15 protein-coding genes and 1 pseudogene are annotated in these 20,224 nt (G+C 72.8%); 7 read left to right on the top strand and 9 right to left on the bottom strand.

The annotated features are described in order from the left end of the window. Positions 1-740: 740 nt before the first annotated feature. Positions 741-1,331: a TetR/AcrR family transcriptional regulator gene (locus CLV63_RS28465; RefSeq protein WP_106586332.1), complete on the bottom strand. Its 591-nt coding sequence runs from the start codon at positions 1,329-1,331 to the stop codon at positions 741-743. Between the two features lie 176 nt (positions 1,332-1,507). On the opposite strand from CLV63_RS28465, the gene CLV63_RS28460 reads away from it, so the two are divergent. Next, a complete protein-coding gene (locus tag CLV63_RS28460; RefSeq protein ID WP_106586331.1) occupies positions 1,508-2,722 on the top strand; it encodes an acyltransferase family protein in 1,215 nt (404 codons plus the stop codon). 74 nt (positions 2,723-2,796) lie between these two features. On the opposite strand, the gene CLV63_RS28455 is transcribed toward CLV63_RS28460, so the two are convergent. The 5 genes from CLV63_RS28455 to CLV63_RS28430 all read right to left on the bottom strand — a co-directional run bounded on the left by CLV63_RS28455 (position 2,797) and on the right by CLV63_RS28430 (position 10,445). After that, positions 2,797-5,091, bottom strand: a complete 2,295-nt coding sequence (locus tag CLV63_RS28455) for a molybdopterin-dependent oxidoreductase (protein WP_106586330.1) — start codon at positions 5,089-5,091, stop codon at positions 2,797-2,799. A gap of 142 nt (positions 5,092-5,233) precedes the next feature. Next, positions 5,234-6,709 (bottom strand): mannitol dehydrogenase family protein, encoded by a 1,476-nt coding sequence (locus CLV63_RS28450; RefSeq protein ID WP_106586329.1) that lies wholly within the window; start codon positions 6,707-6,709, stop codon positions 5,234-5,236. Between the two features lie 1,796 nt (positions 6,710-8,505). Beyond that, positions 8,506-9,546: an RNA polymerase sigma factor gene (locus CLV63_RS28445; RefSeq protein ID WP_170134360.1), complete on the bottom strand. Its 1,041-nt coding sequence runs from the start codon at positions 9,544-9,546 to the stop codon at positions 8,506-8,508. 177 nt (positions 9,547-9,723) lie between these two features. After that, entirely contained in the window at positions 9,724-10,011 is a 288-nt protein-coding gene (locus tag CLV63_RS28435) for a hypothetical protein (RefSeq protein ID WP_106586326.1), read from the bottom strand. Positions 10,012-10,013: 2 nt separating this feature from the next. Further along, positions 10,014-10,445 (bottom strand): ATP-binding protein, encoded by a 432-nt coding sequence (locus CLV63_RS28430; RefSeq protein ID WP_170134359.1) that lies wholly within the window; start codon positions 10,443-10,445, stop codon positions 10,014-10,016. Between the two features lie 374 nt (positions 10,446-10,819). On the opposite strand from CLV63_RS28430, the pseudogene CLV63_RS35325 reads away from it, so the two are divergent. The 3 genes and pseudogenes from CLV63_RS35325 to CLV63_RS28420 all read left to right on the top strand — a co-directional run. Then, positions 10,820-11,023 (top strand): annotated as a pseudogene (locus CLV63_RS35325) (helix-turn-helix domain-containing protein); the annotation flags it as partial. A 48-nt stretch (positions 11,024-11,071) separates the two neighbouring features. After that, a complete protein-coding gene (locus CLV63_RS28425) occupies positions 11,072-11,641 on the top strand; it encodes a DUF5753 domain-containing protein (protein WP_245929135.1) in 570 nt (189 codons plus the stop codon). Beyond that, positions 11,628-11,813 (top strand): DUF397 domain-containing protein, encoded by a 186-nt coding sequence (locus CLV63_RS28420; RefSeq protein ID WP_394339817.1) that lies wholly within the window; start codon positions 11,628-11,630, stop codon positions 11,811-11,813. The genes CLV63_RS28425 and CLV63_RS28420 overlap by 14 nt, the downstream gene beginning before the upstream one ends. A gap of 97 nt (positions 11,814-11,910) precedes the next feature. Here the strand turns inward: CLV63_RS28420 and CLV63_RS28415 are convergent, their stop codons facing one another. The 3 genes from CLV63_RS28415 to CLV63_RS28405 form a co-directional block, all read right to left on the bottom strand. Next, positions 11,911-12,732 carry an SDR family oxidoreductase gene (locus CLV63_RS28415; RefSeq protein WP_106586322.1) on the bottom strand — a complete coding sequence of 274 codons (822 nt, stop codon included), beginning with the start codon at positions 12,730-12,732 and terminating at the stop codon, positions 11,911-11,913. 259 nt (positions 12,733-12,991) lie between these two features. Further along, entirely contained in the window at positions 12,992-14,188 is a 1,197-nt protein-coding gene (locus CLV63_RS28410; protein ID WP_106586321.1) for an acyl-CoA dehydrogenase family protein, read from the bottom strand. Beyond that, positions 14,185-15,381 carry an acyl-CoA dehydrogenase family protein gene (locus tag CLV63_RS28405; protein ID WP_245929133.1) on the bottom strand — a complete coding sequence of 399 codons (1,197 nt, stop codon included), beginning with the start codon at positions 15,379-15,381 and terminating at the stop codon, positions 14,185-14,187. Before CLV63_RS28405 ends, CLV63_RS28410 begins: the two co-directional genes overlap by 4 nt. A 313-nt stretch (positions 15,382-15,694) precedes the next feature. On the opposite strand from CLV63_RS28405, the gene CLV63_RS28400 reads away from it, so the two are divergent. From CLV63_RS28400 to CLV63_RS28390, 3 genes are all read left to right on the top strand, one after another. Further along, positions 15,695-16,309, top strand: coding sequence for an HAD-IA family hydrolase (locus CLV63_RS28400; RefSeq protein ID WP_106586319.1), 615 nt, complete (start codon positions 15,695-15,697; stop codon positions 16,307-16,309). 154 nt (positions 16,310-16,463) lie between these two features. Next, on the top strand, positions 16,464-17,327 hold the full coding sequence (locus CLV63_RS28395; protein WP_106586318.1) for an alpha/beta fold hydrolase: 864 nt from the start codon (positions 16,464-16,466) through the stop codon (positions 17,325-17,327). 285 nt (positions 17,328-17,612) lie between these two features. Then, positions 17,613-20,207 carry an outer membrane protein assembly factor BamB family protein gene (locus CLV63_RS28390; protein ID WP_146165683.1) on the top strand — a complete coding sequence of 865 codons (2,595 nt, stop codon included), beginning with the start codon at positions 17,613-17,615 and terminating at the stop codon, positions 20,205-20,207. The last annotated feature ends 17 nt before the right edge of the window (positions 20,208-20,224 follow it).

Genomic DNA, 20,224 nt, shown 5'->3' with positions numbered 1-20,224 from the left:
CATAGGATTCTCGATTCCCTGACGAAGAACGACGCCTCTGCGGGCGAGGACCTGTCGGGGGATCACAGGCTGCATGCCGGTTGCGGGTCGATCGCCGGGTTCGTTCGGCAGCGAGGGCGGGGCCATAGGCTCCGCCCTTCGTCGTCCCTGCTGCTACTGATTCTCATCGACATTCTCGGTCTGAATCCACCGCGGGTGTGGTCCGGACATGTCCGTTGCCGATGAAGTCGGCCGTTGTCAGCCATTCCTGTCCGCGAACAGTCCGTCTCGGGGATCCTGATTCCAGAGTGAGCCGCGGAGGTCGCTGTGGGTGCACCTGTTCGGCATGGCCGGGCGCCATCATGCTGACCGAGTGCAGGTAACGACAGATCAACTGGACCAGAACGCCGACGAATCATCCGGACTGGCGCACAACACACCAGGCCGAAGTCCACCGGATGACACCTCCATTCGGAACCTACAGTGAACTCGGGGGCTCTGCCCGCGAGTCCTCGGCTGCGCTGTGTTGAAAGAGCCGGTGGTGGAACGAGTAGGGAGGGGCCCGCTGAGGTGGGGAAACCGACACAGCCCGGTGACCGGTTGACCCGCTCGTCTGCTGGAGGCGCCTGCCGCTGGTCACCCGACGGACCCGCGTCCGGCGGAGGCGGCCGGGAGGGCGGGGGAGCGCGGACCGCGCCCCTACCGGTGCCGCCGCGCTACGCGGGGCCGGTTCCCGCGGTGGCACCGGGCCGGGGCGCCGGTCATCGCGCATCCGGCGGTGCCGCGCCGACGGCGCGCAGGACCAGGGCGGCCGCCTCGGCGACGTAGTGCTCGCCGTCGCCGCCCGCGCGGCCGGGCAGGTGGTAGGCCGCCGTGTCGATCAGCGCGCGGATCGCGATCGCCATGACCTCGGAGTCGAACGCGACGAACACCCCCTCCCGCTGGCCGTCTTCGAGCATCGCCCGCAGCGGCGGGATCGACGGGTCGGCGTCGCCGACTCCGATCTGCTCCAGGATCCGCTGGGTCGCGACGACGTGCTCGCCGTTCTCCAGGACGAACCGCAGGTTGGATTCGACGTAGATTGCCAGCCGCTCGCGGGGGGTGGTCGCGGCCTGGAGGCGTTCGCCCATGTAGGCGCGCCCCGCCTCGAACAGGGTGTCGACCACGCTGCCGTAGAGCTCTTCCTTGTTGGCGAAGTGGTAGAGGGCCGTTCCCTTGCTGGTCCCGGCCTCGGCCGCGATGCGCTCCACCGACGCGGCGTGGACGCCGTCGCGGTGGATGAGGCGGATGGCGGCCGCGACCAGGTCGTCGCGGCGGGCCCTGCGGGTGCGGGTGAGTGCGTCCGATGGCATGGTCGGAGTCTAATGTTCGACTGGTAAGTCGAAAATTCGACTGAGCGGTCGAAGTTTTTGCTAGGCTCGCAGTCGGGCCGCACCGCCCGCGCGAAACGCGGCGGCCCCGTCCCGTGTCCCCTGCCCGGCCCGCACCGACGCGCGCGCCGGGCCACCCGCCCGAAAGGCCCACCGCAATGACCGACGTGCAGACGGACCCCCACCGACCACCACCGGAACGGGCGGCCCCGGCCGACCGGCAGCACGGACTGGACGCACTCCGCGGCGGCGCGCTGCTGCTCGGCATCGTGCTGCACGGCCTGATGCCGTTCCTGCCGGACGATTACTGGCTGGTCACCGACCGGTACAGCGCCGATTCGGCGACGGCCGCCGTCTCCGTGATCCACCTGTTCCGGATGACGCTGTTCATGCTGCTCGCCGGCTACTTCGGCCGCATGGTGGTGCAGCGCCGCGGCTCCGGCCGCTACGTGCGGGACCGGGCGCTGCGCATCGGCCTGCCGGTGCTCGCCTTCTGGCCGGTGGCGGTGCTCCCGCTCGGCGTCATTGCCGCCGTCGCAGGGACCCTGGACGGTGCGACCCCGGCGGACGAGACCGAGGTCACCGACCCGCTCCAGGTGTTCGCACCGGCCCACATGTGGTTCCTGGTGGTGCTGCTCCAGTGCGTGCTGATCACCGCGTTGGTCCGGTTCGCCGCGCTGCGGATCCTCGGTCCCGATCGGAGCGGGCGGATCGCCGACCGCATCGGGTCCCTGCTCGCCTCGCCCGCCGGTGTGCTCGTGGCGGCCCTGCCCTACCTCGCCGGCCTGCTGCTCCAGGGGCCGGACGATTTTCACGGCATCCAGGAGCCCGTCACCGTCCTGCCGGAGGCCGCAGCCCTGACGGCCTACCTCGGCGCGTACGCGGCCGGGTGGTTCCTGCACGCCCGGCCCGACGCGCTGACGCGGCTGAGCCGCGGCTGGCCGGTCCACCTGGCGGCCGCCGCCGGGCTCTCCGCGCTCGGCTTGCTCGACCCCGAGGTCCTGTCCGGCCCCGCCGAGGCGGCCGTGACCGCCGCCGCCGGGTGGACGTGGACGTTCGGCCTGCTCGGCCTGTGCACGCGCACGCTGCACCGCGAACGCCCGGCAGTGCGCTACCTGGCCGACGCGTCGTACTGGATGTACCTGATGCACCTGCCGCTGCTGCTACTGGTCGAACTCGGCCTGCGCGACCTGCACTGGCCGATCGTGGGCAAACTGGCGGTGGCGGGGGCGGCCACCACGGCGGTCCTCCTCATCAGCTACGACCTGCTGGTGCGGCCGACGTGGCTGGGACGGTGGCTGAACGGACGCCGGCGCCCCTCGGCCCTGCTCGCCCGCACCCGCCGGACCGGCCCTCGGACGACCGAACCCTGACCGGTTCCGGGCAGGGGGCCGCCCCTCTGCCGGTTCCGGGCGAACGGCAGCCGCCCGCCCGACCCGGCGGTGGACTACTCCGCGGCGGCGACCGTGGGCGGCGCGTGCAGTGTCGCGAGTGGGGGAGCGGCGCCGTCGTAGCGCTCGACCTGCACGAGCGCGTGCTGGCCGGTGCAGCCCTGCGCCAGTGCGGACGTGGGGACGTCGGCGGTGAGGACGTTGGGGTTGCCGTGCCGGCAGAAGCCCGGGTCGGCGGGGTCGGGGTCGTACCAGGCGCCGGTGGAGAGCTGCGCGACACCGGGGCGCACGGCGTCGCTGACGGTGACTCCGGTGAGGCAGGCGCCGCGGTCGTTGAACAGGCGCGCGGTGTCGCCGTCGCGCAGCCCGCGCGCCGCGGCGTCGTCGGGGTGCAGCCGCACCGGTTCGCGCCCGGCGACCTTGCTGCCGCGGCTGTGCGCGCCGACGTCGAGCTGGCTGTGCAGCCGCGCGCGCGGCTGGTTGGCGATGAGCTGCAACGGGTAGGTGCGCGCCCGCTCGCCGCCGAGCCATTCCTCGGGTTCGCGCCACACCGGGTGGCCCGGGCAGTCGGCGTAGCCGAACCCGTCGATCGTCGCGGAGAAGATCTCGATGCGCCCGCTGGGGGTGCTCAACGGGAAGCGTTCGGGGTCGGCGCGGAAGTCGCGCAGCAGCACCTGGTCGGGGTCCGGAACCGGGATCCGCGCGGACCCGGCGTCCCAGAACTCCGCGAACGCCGGGAGCCGGTGGCCCTTGGCGGCGAGCCGCCCGTGCCAGTCGTCGTAGAGGTGCCGCAGCCAGCCCATGGTGCCGCGGCCCTCGGTGTAGCGGGTCTCGGCGCCGAGGCGGCGCGCCAGCTCGGCGAAGATCGCGTAGTCGTCGCGGGCCTGCGCGAAGGGGCGGGTGAGCGCAGGCATCGCGAACAGGGTGGGGTCGTTGCGGCCGGCGCCGAAGTCGTCGCGCTCGATCGACATTGTGGCGGGCAGCACGATGTCGGCGTGGCGGGCGGTCGCGGTCCAGAAGGACTCGTTGACCACGACGGAATCGGGGCGCGCGAACGCTTCGCGCAGCCGGGCGAGGTCCTGGTGGTGGTGGAACGGGTTCCCGCCGGCCCAGTACACCAGCCGGATGTCGGGGTAGGCGCGGCGCTCGCCGTTGTAGTCGTAGTCCTCGCCGGGCGACAGCAGCATGTCGGCGATCCGCGCCACCGGGATGGCGGAGTCGACCGCGTTGTCGCCCTGCGGGAGCGACGGCGCCGAGGCGACCCGCAGCGGCTTGCCGACGTCGGCGGTCGACCCGTAGCCGTGGCCGAATCCGCCGCCGGGCAACCCGATCTGGCCGAGCATCGCCGCGAGGACGACGCCCATCCACAGCGGCTGCTCGCCGAACCGGGTGCGCTGCAACGACCAGCTCAACCCGATCATGGTGCGGGAGCGGGCCATGTCGCGGGCGAGGCCGCGGATCCGCTCCGCCGGCACCTCCGTCAGCGGGGCGGCCCACTCCGGTGTCTTGGGCCGGCCGTCGTCCGTGCCGCGCAGATACCGGGCGAAGCGGTCGTAGCCCACGGTGCAGCGGTGCAGGAACGCGTGGTCGGCCAGGCCCTCGTCGTCGAGGACGTGCGCCAGCGCCAGCATGAGGGCGGTGTCCGAGCCGGGCCGCGCGGCGATCCACTCGGCGTCCAGGTCGGCGGCGGTGTCGTCGCGCAGCGGGCTGACCGACACGAACCGGCACCCGCGCGTGCGCGCAGCGGCGCTCCACGACGCCTGCTCGTGCCGTCCCACACCGCCGGGGCCCACCGCGGAGTTCTTCGGAGACAGGCCGCCGAACGCCACGAACAGCTCGGTGTGCTCGGCGATCACCCGGCCCGAGGTCGAGGCCGCCATCAGCTGCTCGGCGGGGCCGACCACGTGCGGCAGCAGCACCTGAGAGGCGCCGTAGCTGTAGCTGTTCACCGAACGGGTGTAGCCGCCGAGGGCGTTGAGGAAGCGGTGCACCTGGCTCTGCGCGTGGTGGAAGCGTCCGGCGCTGGACCAGCCGTAGGAGCCGCCGTACACCGCCTGCGGGCCGTGGTCGCGGTAGACCCGGCCGAGCTCCGCCGCCAGCAGCGAGAACGCGGTCTCCCACGACACCGGCACGAACGGTTCGCCGCCGCGCGCGGCAGGGCCCGGCCCGTTGTCGAGCCACCCTTGGCGGATGTGCGGCCGGTCGACGCGCGTGGGGTGGTGCTGCGCCGAGGCGACGTTGTCGATCAGCGGGTTCGGGTCGGGGTCGCCGCGCCAGGGCCGCACCGACGTCAGCCGCCGCCCGTCGCTGACGGCCTCCAGCGCGCCCCAGTGGGTGAGGTGGGTGGTCAAGGCGGGCCTTTCCTCCAGTGGGCACGGGAACCGGGCGCAACCAGGACCCGGCCCGACCAGCCAAGGGTAGGAAAGCCCCCATCGGCCGACCGGTGGCGGGGTGGCCGTTGGGTGGGGTCGCGCGCCTGTCAGGGGCCGCCGGTCAGCCGCCGACCAGCCCTTCGAGGGTCGCGCGGGCACCGTGCGCGTGCAGGGACGCCAGCGCGGACGTGTACGCGGCGGTGAACCGGGGGTCCTCGACCAGGTCGCCGAAGAGGTCGCGGGCCGCGACGAACGCCAAGGGGTCAGCCCGCTGGGTGCGGGCGGTCGCCGTGAGTTCGGCGGCGAGCCGGTCCACGACATCGATCGACTCGCCCTGCTCGTCGGTGCCCTCGGCGTAGCGAGCCCAGCTCGCCACGATCGCCGCCGACCGGTGCAGCTCCCCGCCCGCGGCCGACTGGGCGCGGATGACCGGCACGAGCCATTTGGGAATCCGGTCGGAGCTTTCGGCGCACAGCCGGGCGATGGTGTCGCCGACCTCCGGGTTGGCGAAGCGCTCGATGAGCGTGCGGCGGTACTCCGCCAGATCCACGCCCGGAACGGGGGCGAGCGTCGGCGCCGCCTCGCGCTCCATGTAGTCCAGCAGGAAACGGGCGAACAGCGGGTCCTGGGCGGCGTCGTGCACCATCCGGTACCCGGCGAGGTGGCCGAAGTAGGCGATGCCCTGGTGGCTCGCGTTGAGCAGGCGCAGCTTCATCAGCTCGTACGGCTCGACGTCGGCGACGACCTGGACACCGGCGTCCTCCAGGGGCGGGCGTCCGGCGGGGAACGCGTCCTCCAGCACCCACTGGGTGAACGGTTCGCACACGACGGGCCAGCGGTCGGCCACCCCGAAGCGCGCCTCGACCTCGGCGCGGTCGGCGTCGGTGGTCACCGGGGTGATGCGGTCGACCATCGAATTGGGGAACGCCACCCGCTCCGCCACCCAGGCACCGAGATCGGGGTCGACAAGGGAGGCGAACGCGGTGAACACCGTGCGCGCCAGGTGCCCGTTGCCCTGGATGTTGTCGCAGGACATCACGGTGAACGGGGCGTCCCCGCGCGCTCTGCGGCGCCGCAGCGCCTCGGTCACGATGCCGAACACCGTGCGGGGCGCCGCGCCCGGTGCGAGGTCATGGGCGACGTCAGGGGAGTCGGCCAGGAACTCGCCGGTGACGTGGTGGACGTTGTACCCGCCCTCGGTGACCGTCAGCGACACGATCCGGATCCGCGGGTCCGCAACGGCCTCGACGGCGGCCTCGGGGTCGTCGGGCGCGAACAGGTAGTCGACCATGGAGCCGATCACACGCGGTTCGCGGCGTCCGTCGGCGTGCTTGAGCACCAGGGTGTACAGGCCGTCCTGGGCGTCCAGCGTGTCCTTCATCGCGCGGTCGCCGGGCAGCACGCCGATGCCGCGGATGGCCCAGTCCAGCGCCGTTCCGTCGTTCATCAGCCGGTCGAGGTACATGGCCTGGTGCGCGCGGTGGAACCCGCCCACACCGAAGTGCACGATGCCCGGGGTCAGCGCCGACCGGTCGTAGCCGGGCACCGGCACGTCGGGGCCCAACGACGCAAGGTTCTTGGTGTTCAGTGCGGTCATGCGCGCAACTCCCATCCGACGACGCCCGCCACCCTAGCCCCCGCCACCCACGGGGGTGCCGAGCGGTGCGGGACGGAGCGGCGCCCGGTCCCACGTGAATCGCCGTCGACGTCAGCAGGTGGACTGTCGGCTGTTAGGGGTCGGTCCGCCTGCTGTGCGGCCTTGCCGCAGTGCCGCGTGCAGGCGGCCTGCGGGGAAGGCAGCAACGAGGGCGGGCGGGGGTCTGGGCCCCGTCTGGATCGGGCCGAGTGCGCGGGGCGCAGCGAAGCGCGAGTACTCCCATAAATCCTGGGGTGGCACGCGCGCGTCTGTTGTTATTGGAAGGCGATCCCGGCTCGTTGGGTGGCCCTGTCCGCTGTCGGCGCCCGGTCCCTGGTTGGAAAAAGCAGCACCGGCCGGTGAGCGGGGTCCGGCCTCGGCTGTGCCGAGCAGGGTGCGCGGTGGGGAACAGAGGCACCGAAGGCGGCGGAGGGCCGGGCCCCCGCGGTATCGAACCGGCGTCTGGGGTCGGCCCGTTCGCGGGGCGGCCTTGCCGCAGCGCCGCGTGCCGGTGGTCTGTGGTGAAAGGCAGCAACGACGGCGGGAGGGGGCCGGGCCCAACTTGGTCGAGCCGGGTGCGCGGTGGTGAACAGCAGCACCAACGGTGGCGAGGGGCCGGGCTCCGGTTGGATCGGTCGGGGCGTGCGGGAGTCGGGGCAGGCGACGGGGCGGCGGCCGGGTTGCGCAGTCGACGGCGGGGTTTCCCAGGGCCGCCCGCGTACCCGTGTCCCTCCGCAGCGAAAAGCACGGCTACCTGCGCAGAGCTCCACCTGCGAAGGGTGATTAGGGGTGTATGTCCCTTTCCCTCGCGTGTTTCGCGGCAAATAGGCGCTGATTCGGGTCCCGCGCCAAGATCATGTCCATCATGCGGACGAGCAATCAGCCGGGGCCGCTTTCACTCGCCCGGATTGCACTTTGGTGTCCGATTTTGCGTGCGGTGCGGGCCCTGCGGGTGGCGGGGTGTCCACCCAGACGTCATGCGGGTGCTGTCTGGGTTGTCCCTCTCGTCGAGTTCTCACGATGTGAGACGTTCGCAGTGACGAGGTGCTGTGCCCGAACCGCTGACCTGCCCTTTTGTGCAGGGCTTCGCACCGCGGCGGCTGAAAGCCCCTCGCCCCATGCGCAGCGGTGGCCTGTCGCGCACCCCCAGGCCGCCACCGGCTGTCGCCGCCCCGTCGCCCACCCCGAACTGCCGCGCACTCCGACCGAGGTAACCGGAGCCTGACTCCTCGCCGCCGTTGGTGCTGCGGTTCACCACCGCGCACCGATCCGATACCGCCGAGGCCCGGAGCCCGCCCGCCGTTGTTGCTGCTTTTGGCCACAGATCGCCTATACACGGCCCGGCCACAAGGCCGCCCAGTGAACGGACCGACTCCAAACACCGGCTCGATTCCGCCGAAGCCCGGGCCCCGCCGTCCTTGCTGCTGCTTCTCCTCCACGCCCCGGGGCGTGTGGGCAACCGCCCACCTCGGGCCCCTCCCACCGTCGTTGCTGCTTTCCCCACAGGCCACGAGTATCCGCTTCGGCGAGAAGGCCGCCTCGCAAGCCGGCGTCGCCTGTGGGAAATCCGGAGGGCGCGCGCCGCCCTCGGATTCTTCCGTCGTGCGCATTCTCGACTTTGTCCTTCTGTGGGCGATTGGCGTCGTTTGGTTTCGGGTTTCCTATTTTCGAGAAGTGGTCAGAATCGGGGGTGTGTCGCGGTAGCGTTTCGAGGTCAACGAGAGTGCTCCCCGCGCAGGCGAGCATGGGTGGTCTGGTCAGTGGGGTGGGTGCTGGCGGGGCTCGGCGGTGGCCTTGAAGGCGTTGAGGATGCGGGTGCGCACGGCGGTGGGGCCGATGGGCAGGGTGTCGGCGATTTCGCGGTAGCTCTCGCCGTTGGCGTGGCGGGTGAGGAGTTCGGTGTCGGTGGTGCCGATGTCGCGGCGGTTGCGGGGCGCCCGTGCGGGGGCCGGGGTTCCGGACGTCGTGTCGGTGGTCTGGTCGCGGTGCCGTTTGCGGGTGCGTTGGCGGGCGGTGGTGGTGACGTGCTTGGGCCGGTCGCGTCCGGTGCGAACGTCGTTGCCCCACGCCCTTGTGGGGGTTTCGCCTTCCAGCCACAGCGCGGTGAAGGCGCGCCGGGCGCGGGAGATCAGGGAGTAGAAGCTGGACACCGGCAGGCCGAGGGATTCGGCGGCGGTGGTGTAGTCGCCGTGGTCGTCGAGGGCGCGGATGAGTTCCTGGTTGCGGGGTGATAGCGCGGCCCAGATCTGGTCGAGGGCCAGGCGTTCCACGACGCGGTCTTCGGGGCTTGCGGTGGGGGTGGCGGCGAGCATCCAGTAGCGGTGGAACTGCGGGGCCGACCCGTGGGCGGTTTGGCCGTGGGTGGAGCGGTGCCTGCGGGTGTGGGCGGTGATGGTGTTCCACCCGGCGCGGATGAGGTCCCAGTAGGCGGGGGGTTCGGTGGCGGTGTAGAGGTGTTCGGCGATGGCCGACCAGGCGGCGTCGCGGCGCTCCTCCCAGGGCAGCGGGGTGGGGTAGCGGTACTGGGTGGCGGCGTAGTTGGCCAGGCGGGCGAGGGCGCGGGCGGTGTAGCCGTGGCGCAAGGGCTGGTCCTCCGGGCCGCTGGGCTCGGCGGATTCTCCGGGATCTCCGGGCTTGGCGGGGGCACCGGAGTCGGCGCGGGCGGCGGGCGTGCGGGCGGTGGTCTCGCCTGGGTCGGCGGGGTCGGCGGGGTCGGCGGCGTCGGTGGGTTCGGCGGTGTCGGTGGGTTCGGCCGGGTCCGCGAGTGCTGTGTGCGGGGTGCCGGTGGGCGGGGGCATGCCGGTCTCCCGGGGGTGTGGGCGCCCGGACCTGCGGGGGTCGGGGCGTGGGTTGGTACGGGTCGTGGGCGCCCGGCCCCGCGTGGGAGGGGTGGCGGCGGGGCCGGACGCGGTCTGCGATCAGCCGGGAGTGTCCAGCTGGGGTTAGCCAGTGGTGTGGCCGGGCGCGGTCTGCGATCAGCGAGGGTGGTGCGCGGTGCCCGGGGGCACGCGGAAGTAGCGCGTGGTGCGGTCGCGCCGGGGCAGCGCGGGACGCAGCCGGGGCAGGACCGGGTCGCGCTCGTCGGTGTCGATCTGCTCCAGCCGGGTGCGCAGCCCCCGCAGCGTGTGCACCGAGAGGTGGTTCGGGCCGCCCGCGCGGGGGCGCAGCCGACTCGCGGTGTACATCCGCCCCGGGGTGGGGCCGGTGATCAGCCAGGCGTGGCCCCACTCCCGCGAGAGCCGGGCCCGGGTCAGCGCGGCCACCGCTAGGCCCCGGCGTCCGGGGCGGTGCGGACCTCGGCCCAGACCCGGGTGCCGCCGGTGTCGTTGTCCACGCCCCAGGCGTGAGCGAACGCGGCGACCAGGGCCAGGCCGCGCCCGGACTCCTCCGCTCCGGTCGCGGGTTGGGGTCGGCGTCCTGCGCCCACCGCTCGGGGGCCGGCGTCGGTGACGGTGATGCGCACCCGGTCCTCGTGGCGGGTGAGGGTGAGGGTGTAGGCGCCGCCGGGCCGCGCCGAGCACGAATGGCGGCAGGCATTGGTGGCGAGTTCGGAGGTGATGAGGGCGAGATCGGCCGCAGCATCGTCGGGCAGGCCGGAAGTGGTGACGGCCCAGGCGCGGGCGGAGCCCACCTGGGCGGGCACGGCGGCGAAGACCGCAGTGTGGACCACGGCGAGGGCGGGGGCAGCGGTGCTCACGGCTGCACCACCCCGGTCCGGCGGGGCAGGTAAGGGCGGATCCGGGAGCGCCTCCGACGCCGGGAATCCCGGACGCGGTGCACAATGTGCCGCTCGGTAAGGTTCGACATGGTTCCTCATTCCTGGGCGTATCAGGTAGAGGAGCTAAGGCCCTGCTCGGTGGTGACGCACCGGACAGGGCCGCTCCTATGTCAGGGCGTCCGTTCGGGTTTGGCTTCCTGGCCAGCCGAATGTGTACGACCTTCTTGGACTTCCTCGTGCTCCACCAACATTCGCGCTACAAAGAATCCCAAGCCAGTTGTTTCATTGCGTTGTGAATATTCGCGAACGGTAAGTACCATTTGGTTACGTATCTGTAGCAGGAAGTTGGCAGCATGAGTCAACCGACCGCAGCATGGTCCAAGTTCGGGGCCGAAGTCCGGCGCCTACGGACGAATCTGGCCCTCTCCCAGGGCGAACTAGCCTCTGCAATTCATGCTTCGCGCCCACTGATAAGTGGGTATGAGCGGGGCACCCGAAAGCCGAAACGCGACATGGTCGAGAGTCTCGACCGGACGCTTGAGGCCGGTGGTCAACTCATACGGGCATGGGCCGAAATCAGCCAGCGTCAGATGTATCCAAACTGGATGGCTGACCTGATCGAGGCGGAGCGTCAGGCGTCCGTGGTTCGCGAGTACTCGCTCGCTCCAATCCCCGGGCTCTTGCAGACAGAGGAGTACTGCCGAACCATCCTTCAGGATGGGAACAGCGTTGCTACAGCCGATCGGATCGAGGAAAGCGTCCAAGGACGAATGAAGCGTCAGATGATTTGGGATGCGCCCACATCTCCGGCCATGATTGCAATCCTCAATGAGTGGACTGTCAACGTTCAGGTGGGTTCAGCCCAGATCATGATCGATCAACTGACTAAGTTGATCGGGATGACAGGAACTCACTCAGTGAGAGTGCAGGTCATCCCCAACGATGCTCAGCGCCGTCCGGGTCGGACAGGGTCCTTCACCTTGTTGACGCTGCCCAGTGATCAGGATCTGCTGTATGTGGAGGATGCTGTTGGTGGCACGATGGTGCACGACACGAGCCAAGTTCGGCGCTTGGCTCTAACGTTTGGCGATCTTCAAGGTGTAGCGCTTTCTCCAGCGAGATCACTGGACCTGCTACATGTGACACGGAAGGGGCTTGAAAGTGAGCGCTCTTGAGTGGCGGAAGTCCAGCTACAGCGGCGACCACGGGGGCAACTGCGTTGAAGTGGCCAGTGTCCCTGAACTCTCAGCGGTGCGTGACACCCAGAACCGTGAGGCCGGGTGCATCGTGGCGCCGTCCGCCCAGTGGGCTGCTGTGCTCGCCGCAGTGAAGACCGGCGCCCTGTAGCACTCGTGCACGAACTGGAGACCAGCCACAGCGCGACGGGGTCTGCTGCCAAGCACCGCGCACGCGGGGATGAAGGTGATTAGAACGCGCGAATTGTCTACGCGCGCGACTCGGGGCTTTCGCGGGCGGCTTCCTGGGTGTGCAGGCGGGCGCGGGCTCGGCGCATCCCGGCGAGCCAGCGGTCGCGGTCAGCGGCGCGGTTCCGCTCGAACTCGGCGGCCTGGGCGTGCGGCAGGATCAGGAACCGGCCCTCCGCGAGCGCGTCGACCACGGCGGACGCGACGTCGGCCGGCTCGATGTAGTCGCCGCCGAGCCGGGTGGCCGCGCCGGGCCCGTCATCCGCTGTCATGGGCGTGTTGACCCCCTGCGGGCACAGGCACGAGACGCCGATCCCCTCGTCGCCGTGGTTCATGGCAAGCCATTCGGCGAGGGCGACCGCGCCGTGCTTGGTGACGGTGTAGGGGGCGCAGTCGAGCTGGGTGAGCAGCCCGGCCGCCGACGCGGTCACGAGCAGGTGCCCGCGTCCCCGCTCGGCCATGCGCGGGAACAGCGCGCGCACCACGTGCAGGTGCGCGAGGACGTGGATCCGCCAGGACGCCTCCCAGTCGGCGTCCGTGCCGAGCCCGTCGCCGCGCGCGACACCGGCGTTGGAGCACCACAGGTCGATCGGTCCCGCGATCGTGTCGATCCGGTCGACGGCCGAGCGGACGGCGGCGGGGTCGGTGGCGTCCAGGGCGATGGCGTGCGCGCGCTCACCGAGCGCGGACGCGACGGCGGCGCAGTGCTCGGGGTCGAGGTCGGCCACGAACACGTGCGCGGCCCCTTCGGAGAGGAACCGCTCGACAAGGGCGCGGCCGATCCCGCTCGCGCCGCCGGTGACGACGATCGTTGCGCCGTCGGGCGAGAAGGGATCGGGCATCAGTTCCTCCGTGCAGTGGGTGCGGCACACCGACCGGCCGGCCGGTGCTCACCGTGGCACGGACGCTGGCACGTGTGTCCGCCCGGTCCGATGTGTTCACCAGGAACAGTGCGGGTGTCCGGTCCCGCGCGCTTACCCGACTCGTACTCGCCCGGACCTGCGTGTTCGTCCGGACGCGTGTGCGCGTCGCTCCGGTGTCGCGCCGCGTGCCGTGGGCGTTTCGGAGCGGGCGGGGCCGTCTCGCGGGCGGCCGCCGGGGTCACGCCTCCCACTGGGCGGGAGGCAGGTCGGCCAGGCGGGCGATCGTCATGCGGTGGCGGTCGGCCGACCCCAGGGCGAGCGCGTCGGCCTTCGCCCGCTTGAGGTAGAGGTGGGTGGGGTGTTCCCAGGTGAAGCCGATTCCACCGTGCAACTGCACCGCCTCCTCGGCCGCGAGCACCGCCGTGTCCGACACGAACGCCTGCGCGAGCGCGGCGTCGAGCGCCGCCTCGGGACCGCCGTGGACGGCGGCGCTCGCCGCGTTGCGCGCCACAGCACGGGCCTGGGACACCGCCACCCACAGGTCGGCCAGGCGGTGCTTGACCGCTTGGAAGGACCCCACTGGCCGACCGAACTGGTACCGGGTCTTGAGGTAGTCGACGGTCGTCGTCAGCGCCCATTCGGCGACCCCCAACTGCTCGGACGCGAGGACCGCCGCGCCGCTCACCAGGGCGGTGTGCAGCGCGTCGGCCGCCGCGGGGCCGGTGGCGACCGGGCGGGCCGCGGCGCCGTCGAACCGTACCGTCGCCAAGGGGCGGGTCAGGTCGAGGGAGGTCACAGGGAGGCGGACCGAGGAGTCGGCTTCGACCAGGTACAGGCCGGGGCCGTCGGCGCCGACCGCGGGGACGACGAGGATCCCCGCGGTGCTGGCGTCGGCGACCCCGCCTACCTCGCCGGTGAGGGTGCCGGACGCCGCGCGTCCATCAGCGGGACTGTCCGGGGAACTGGTGCTGCCGGGCGCACCCGGGGCGTAGCGCACCGTCTGCGGGAACGGGGTGTCGGGCGCGGTCGCCAGCGGAACGGCCAGCGCCGCCGACACCTCCCCCGAGGCGAGGCGCGCGAGTGCGCCGTCAGCGGCCTCGCCGCCCGCTGCCAGCAGTGCCGTCGTGGCGAGCACCGCGCTGCCGAGGAACGGGACGGGCGCGACCGCGCGCCCCAGCTCCTCCGCCGCGACGGCGGTCTCGCGCAGGGTCGCCCCCGCGCCGCCGAGGCGCTCGGGGACGGGCAGCCCGGCCACCCCCATGGCGGCCAGCTCCTTCCACAGCGCGACGTCGGTGGGCGCGTCGGTCTCGACCCGCTCCAGGACGGCCGACCACGGGCAGCGGTCGGCCAGCAGCGACCGCACACTCGCGCGGAGCCCTTCCTCGACGTCGTCGTACAGCAGGTCGAGGTCGGCGGGGACGGGGTCGGCGCTCATCGGGGGAGGTCCTTCCAGGCGGTGTCCTTGTCGGTGCGGGGTTCGGCGGGCAGGCCGAGGACCCGTTCGGCGATGATGGTGCGCAGGATCTCGGAGGTCCCGCCCTCGATCGAGTTGCCCTTGGTCCGGAGGTAGTGGAAGCCGGGCACCCGCTCCGCGAACGGGATCCCCGCCGGGCGGCGGAACGACCAGTCGTCGTAGGTGAGTCCTTCGCCGCCGAGCAGGTCGAGTTCCAGCCCGGCGACCTCCTGGTTGATGCGGGCGAACGACAGTTTCGCCGCGGAGCCCTCGGGGCCGGGCTGCCCCGCTGCGAGCTGCTGGCGCAGCCGCTCCTTGGTCAGGCGCGCGGCCTCGGCGTCCACCCACAGCCGCAGCAGGGTGTCGTGCAGACCGGGGGTGCGCAATTCGGGGCGGGTCCGCCACAGTTCGGTGACCAGGGCGATGACGCCGCCTTCGCGGGGCTCGGCGTGGCCGGCGATGGACACCCGCTCGTTCATCAGGGTGGTCTGCGCGACCCGCCACCCCTCACCGGGCTCGCCGAGCCGCTGGGAGTCGGCGATGCGCACGTCGGTCAGGTACACCTCGTTGAACTCCGCCTCGCCGGTGAGCTGGCGCAGCGGGCGCACCTCGACACCGGGGGAGTGCATGTCGCAGATGAAGTAGCTGATGCCGCGGTGCTTGGGCAGGTCGGGGTCTGTGCGTGCGATCAGGATCGCCCAGCGTGCCCGGTGCGCCAGCGACGTCCACACCTTCTGCCCGTTGAGGATCCAGGAGTCGCCGTCGCGGACCGCCCGGGTGCCCAGCGCCGCGAGGTCCGACCCGGCCCCCGGCTCGCTGAAGAGCTGGCACCACACCTCCTCGCCGGTGTAGAGCGGGCGGAGGTAGCGGTAGCGCTGCGCGGGGGTGCCGAAGGCGAGGATCGTGGGTGCCGCCATGCCGAGGCCGATGACAAGGCCCTCGCGTTGGACGGGTGCGGCGCCCAGCCGGGCGAACTCGGCGTCGATCGTCGGCTGGAGCGCGCGGGGTGCGCCCAGGCCGCCGGCGCCTTCGGGGAAGTGGACCCAGGCGAGACCGGCGTCGAAGCGTGCGCCGAGGAACGCGGCGGGGTCGGTGGTGCGCGGATCGTGGGCGGCGACGAACTCGGCGACACGGGCCCGTGCCGCGGCGGCGTCGAGGGGCGCGGGGTCGGTCACGGGTCCTCCCTGGGGCCGGGATGCTGCGTGCCTCCGGTGTCCTGGCCGCAGGGCGCGACCGAGGTGTACCGACCAGATGGTATGTGATCCGGGCAACGTTCGCGCGCCCCAGGGCGCGCGGTGGCGTCGACGCACGGAGCGCCGCCCGCCCGGCGCCGGTGGTCCGCCGGGGGCGAGGGTGCCTGCACGGCCCCGGGGCGCCAGGGCCGTGGGCCTGCCCGTTGCGTCGACAACTGTGCCCCAGCGGGCGAGCGGACTGCGGGCCGCGGGGCCGCGCGATGGCGGCCCCGGCCGGTGTGGCACTGTACCCGCCATGGACGAGCCTATTCCGCGCGCGGTGCTGTGCGACCTCGACGGGGTCCTCCGGCATTTCGCGGCCGACCAGTTCAGCAGCCTGGACGCCGCCAACGGCCTGCCGCCGGGCACGGTCGCGTCCGTCGCGTTCGCCCCGGAGCGCCTGGTCCCCGCCATCACCGGCGTGGTCACCGACGAGCAGTGGCGGTCCGGTGTCGCGGCCGCGCTGGCCGCCGCCTGCGGCTCGGCCGACCGCTCCCGCGCGCTGGTGCGGGCGTGGTCCGCGAGCAGCGGCAGTATCGACGCCGAGGTCCTCGACCTGCTCACGCGGGCGCGCGCCCGCGTCCCCGTCGTCCTGGTGACCAACGCGACCAGCCGGCTCGACACCGACCTGGCGGCCCTGGGGATCGCGGACGCGTTCGACGGCGTGCTCAACTCCTCGCGGCTGGGTGCGGCAAAGCCCGACCCGCGCGTCTACCGGGCGGCCGCCGCGCTGGCCGGTGTCCCGGTCGGGCGGTGCCTGTTCCTGGACGATGCGCCCCGCAACGTCCGGGCGGCGCATGCCGCCGGGATGCCCGCCGTGCTTTTCCGCCGCCCGGACGACCTGCGCCGCGCGCTCGGGCCGCTGCTCTGAGGGCCCCGGGCCCGCCCGATTCCGGACGGCCTAGGATGACGGGACCCGGCTGCGCGGGCCGTGCGCCGGGGGCGGCGCCTCTGCGGTTGGAGACCCCCTCCCGCCGCACTGATCAGGCGATTGTTCCACGTGGAACAACGGAGGGTGACGTCTCATGCTCGCTTCGGACCTCCCCACCACGACCGTGTTCCTCGGTGCCGGGCCGATCGAGTACCGACTGGAACGCCGCGATGCGCCGGTCGTGGTGGTGCTGCATGGCGGGCACATGCGGGCGGGCCTGCCCGTGGGCGAGGACGCCTTCGCCGCCCACACGGTGCTCGCCGTCTCGCGGCCGGGCTACGGACGCACACCCATCACCACCGGGACCACCCCCGAAGGCTTCGCCGACGCGGTCCGCGAACTCGGCGGACGCCTCGGCATCGACCACGTCGCGGCCGTCGCGGGGACCTCGGGTGGCGGGCCGACCGCGCTCGCGCTCGCCGCCCGCCACCCCGGGTTCGTGCGCAGGATCGTCCTGGAGAGCGCCGTGGGCCTGCTCCCATGGCCCGACCCGCGCACCCGGGCCGCCGGCCGGATCGTGTTCGACCCCGATGTGGAGCGCATGACCTGGGCCGCCACACGGCTGCTGATGCGGCTGGCACCCGGCATCGGGCTGCGCGCCATGCTGGGGTCGCTGTCCACCGAACCGGCGGGGGAGGTGCTCGCCCGCCTGGACGGCGGGCAGCGGGCGGCGCTGGCGGCCCTGTTCGGCGGGATGCGCTCCGGGCGCGGCTTCCGCAACGACCTGCGGCGGGGGACGCACGTGCTCCGGCCCGTCCCCGCGCAGCCGACACTGGTCGTCGCCACCCGCAAGGACGGCGCCGTCCCCTTCGCGCAGGCCGAATCGCTGGTGGCGGCGCTCCCCGACGCGGAGTTGGTCGAGAGCCGGGCCGACACCCACCTCGTCTGGTTCGGCGCGGACTACCCGGAGATCGCCGCCCGCATCGGCGCCTTCCTCGCCGCGGCCCAGGACGGCTAAGAGGCTAAGAGGGGAGCCGGCGGGGGCGGCCGGACACCGCCGCCGCGCCGGTCCCCATGGCCCGGGCGGGGGACCTTTGGCTCCGAACAGCCGGGCGGGGAGCTTTGCCCTGGGCGGCCTCTGCCCCGCCCGGCCGGGCGAAACCCCTCGGCCGCCGCGGCTGGCCGGAACCGGCCCGGGCCGCCGCGCGGCTACCAGCGAACATGCTCCCAGCCGTAGTGTCGCCCCCCTGGGGGAACGGAACGGGGCCGCGCAGTAGCGGCGGGCCCATTGGACGGGGGCTGCATGTCGAGGGTGCGGACGGTGTACTGGGTGGGCGCCGTGCTGGCGGTGGCGGTCGTCGTCGCGGCGTCGATCGTCGCGTTGAAGGTGTTCGCGCCCGCCCCGGAGGGCGCGGTCGCGGTCGGCGACACGGCGCAGTGGAGCGCGAAGCGGCAGCTCGGCATGGCAGAGGTCGTCGGCACCGAACTGCGCGGCGACTCGGCCGTCCTCGTCGGCAGCGGGGCCGACGACCTGGGCACCCGGCTGGCCGTCACCGATGCCGACAGCGGCGCCCTGCGCTGGGTCTTCGACTCCGGCATGCGCATCGACTCGACCGCCTACCTGGACGAGGTCGGGTTCCCCGCGCGCCATGACACCGGCGGCACCGCGCCGCCCATCATCGCCGAGTCGGGCGGCGACTGGTCGGTCATCGTCGGCTACAGCGTCCCGGCAAAGGACGATCAGGGCGACTTCGACCCGACGCTCGACGACGTGCGCGAGCGCGGTATCGCCGCGCTCTCGGTCAGCGACGGCACCGTCCAGTGGAAGAAGAAGCTCCCCGGCCATCCGCGCCCCCTGGCGGCCGACGGCGGGAAAGTGCTGGTGGGCGCGACGAAGTCGAAGGACGGCACCGACAAGGGCCCCGTGACCTCCTACGCCCTCGACGCCCGACGCGAGGGGCGCGAACTGTGGAAGCACGAGGGCGACTGGGTGTACGCGCTCGCGGGCGACACGGCCCTGGGGGAGAAGAGCGGCCCGGAGTACTGGGAGCCGGGCGTCGACTCGGTGCGGGAAGGGCACGCGCTGTTCGCCCTCAACGCGGCGACCGGGAAGCGTAAGTGGGACCTCGACGGCCGCTACGACGGCTCGGCGCTCCAAGGCGCGGTCGACGGCAAGGCCGTGGTGCAGGTCGGCAGCAAGGAGGAGGGGCGAAGCTACACCGACACGCGCGGGATCGTCATCGACACCGAGACCGGACGGAAGGCCGAGGGGTTCGGCGACCTGGAGACCGACGCCGGGTTCTTCGACTGCGCCACCGACGGCCGCGGCCTGCTCGCCTGCCTCGACCTGGGCGAGCCCTTCCTCGTCACCATCCGGGCGGGCAAGCGCGACAAGTCGATGCGGGCGGAGGTGGCGGGATTCGGGGACGACCCCGAGGAGGTGGACCTGGAGGCCGTCGGCCAAGGGCGGATCTACCTCAGCGGCGCCGAGGAGGGCGACGGCGAAGAGCCGAAGACCCGCTACACCGCCGTCGACAGGTCGGGCGCGGAACTGGGCGACGGGTTCTCCGGCCCGGTGGTGGCCGCCTCGAAGCGGCACGTCGCCGTGCGCACCGGGCCGGAGGGCGGGGGCGGCACGGTGCGGGTCCACCGCGTCGCCGAGGGCACCGAACCGCCCCCCGCCGAGCGCCCGGGCAGGCCGGAGCAGCCGCCGCTGCCCGTTGCGAAGCGGCCGCTGTGGGGGCTGGCCACGGGCGACGAGCAACCCCCCGCCGGCAAGCTCAAGGACGTCGACCTGGACCGCCTCTACAGCGTCGAGATGGCGGCGGGCCAGCTGCTGTACTCGGGGGAGACCGACAACGGAACGCGCTTCGCCGCGCTCGATCCGGCCACCGGCAAGCAGCACTGGAAGATCGAGGGCGACCGAGGGCTCGGCGGCGGCGCCGAGATCTCGGAGTTCAGCGGCAGAGAGCTCGCGGGCAAGGACGACGAGCTGCTGCTCGTGGAGTATTCGGACGGGGACTCCGGCGGCATCGCCGCGGTCTCCGTCAAGGACGGCGACGTGCGCTGGAAGCGCCCCGATGCGCCGGGTCAGCGGACCTTCAGCCATTTGGCGACCGCCGACGAGACGACGTTCACCGTCGAGGTCTCGACCAACGAGGGCGACCGCACGGTCGAGCAGCGCACCGAGGTCTATGACCTGAAGACCCGGCGGAAGCTCCGGACGGTGGCGGGGACGGATCCCGCGACCCAGTTCGACGGGACCGTCGTCGCGGAACGCTACGACCTCCCCGCCAAGGACCTGTACCGGGCCGATCCCGCCGACATCGTCGCGTTCGACGCCCGCTCGGGCAAGGAGAAGTGGGCGCTCGGCGACCGCTACACCGATCCGCGGATCTCCCGCACCGCCGGTGGGTCGGCCCTCGTGCTGGCGCACGCCGACGGCACGGCGGTGCTCGACCCGGCCACCGGCAAGGAGCTGGACGGCACCCCCGCCCGCCTCCACAACTGCTCGGGATCGGCCGATCCGCTGCTGGTCTGCGGCGTCGGCGAGGACGAGTCGCCCAACGAGGCCCCGTTCCCCGCCACGGTCGAGGTCGCCGACGGGCGCGCCACCATCCGCCTGCTGCCCGCCCTCTCCGGGCATTCGCAGTACCGGGGATTCCAGGAGTGGGCCTTCGCGCAGTACCCGCGGTACGAGCCGGAACCCGGCGGGGCGAAGACCTGGGGCGGCCACCCCGGCCCGTTCCAGATGCTCGACGCTCGCGGGCGCCCGGTCGGCGGCGGCCTGCCCGGGGCGGCGATCGCCGCCGACGACGATCACGTCGTCCTGCTCGCCGGGAGGCTCGGCGACTGGGCCGGGCAGGACGCGACACTGACCGTCCACCGCCGGGGCTGAGCCCGGGCGGCGGACGG

Origin of the sequence: Murinocardiopsis flavida (assembly GCF_003014485.1) — a bacterium.
Lineage (GTDB): Bacteria > Actinomycetota > Actinomycetes > Streptosporangiales > Streptosporangiaceae > Murinocardiopsis > Murinocardiopsis flavida.
This window is presented reverse-complemented; position numbering and strand designations above follow the sequence as displayed.

Excerpts from the sequence above, each read along its gene's own strand:
- CLV63_RS28465 (WP_106586332.1), bottom strand. The coding sequence starts at position 1,331 with ATGCCATCGGACGCACTCACCCGCACCCGCAGGGCCCGCCGCGACGAC.
- CLV63_RS28460 (WP_106586331.1), top strand. The coding sequence starts at position 1,508 with ATGACCGACGTGCAGACGGACCCCCACCGACCACCACCGGAACGGGCG.
- CLV63_RS28450 (WP_106586329.1), bottom strand. The coding sequence starts at position 6,709 with ATGACCGCACTGAACACCAAGAACCTTGCGTCGTTGGGCCCCGACGTG.
- CLV63_RS28445 (WP_170134360.1), bottom strand. The coding sequence starts at position 9,546 with ATGCCCCCGCCCACCGGCACCCCGCACACAGCACTCGCGGACCCGGCC.
- CLV63_RS28425 (WP_245929135.1), top strand. The coding sequence starts at position 11,072 with ATGGCTGACCTGATCGAGGCGGAGCGTCAGGCGTCCGTGGTTCGCGAG.
- CLV63_RS28415 (WP_106586322.1), bottom strand. The coding sequence starts at position 12,732 with ATGCCCGATCCCTTCTCGCCCGACGGCGCAACGATCGTCGTCACCGGC.
- CLV63_RS28410 (WP_106586321.1), bottom strand. The coding sequence starts at position 14,188 with ATGAGCGCCGACCCCGTCCCCGCCGACCTCGACCTGCTGTACGACGAC.
- CLV63_RS28400 (WP_106586319.1), top strand. The coding sequence starts at position 15,695 with ATGGACGAGCCTATTCCGCGCGCGGTGCTGTGCGACCTCGACGGGGTC.
- CLV63_RS28395 (WP_106586318.1), top strand. The coding sequence starts at position 16,464 with ATGCTCGCTTCGGACCTCCCCACCACGACCGTGTTCCTCGGTGCCGGG.
- CLV63_RS28390 (WP_146165683.1), top strand. The coding sequence starts at position 17,613 with ATGTCGAGGGTGCGGACGGTGTACTGGGTGGGCGCCGTGCTGGCGGTG.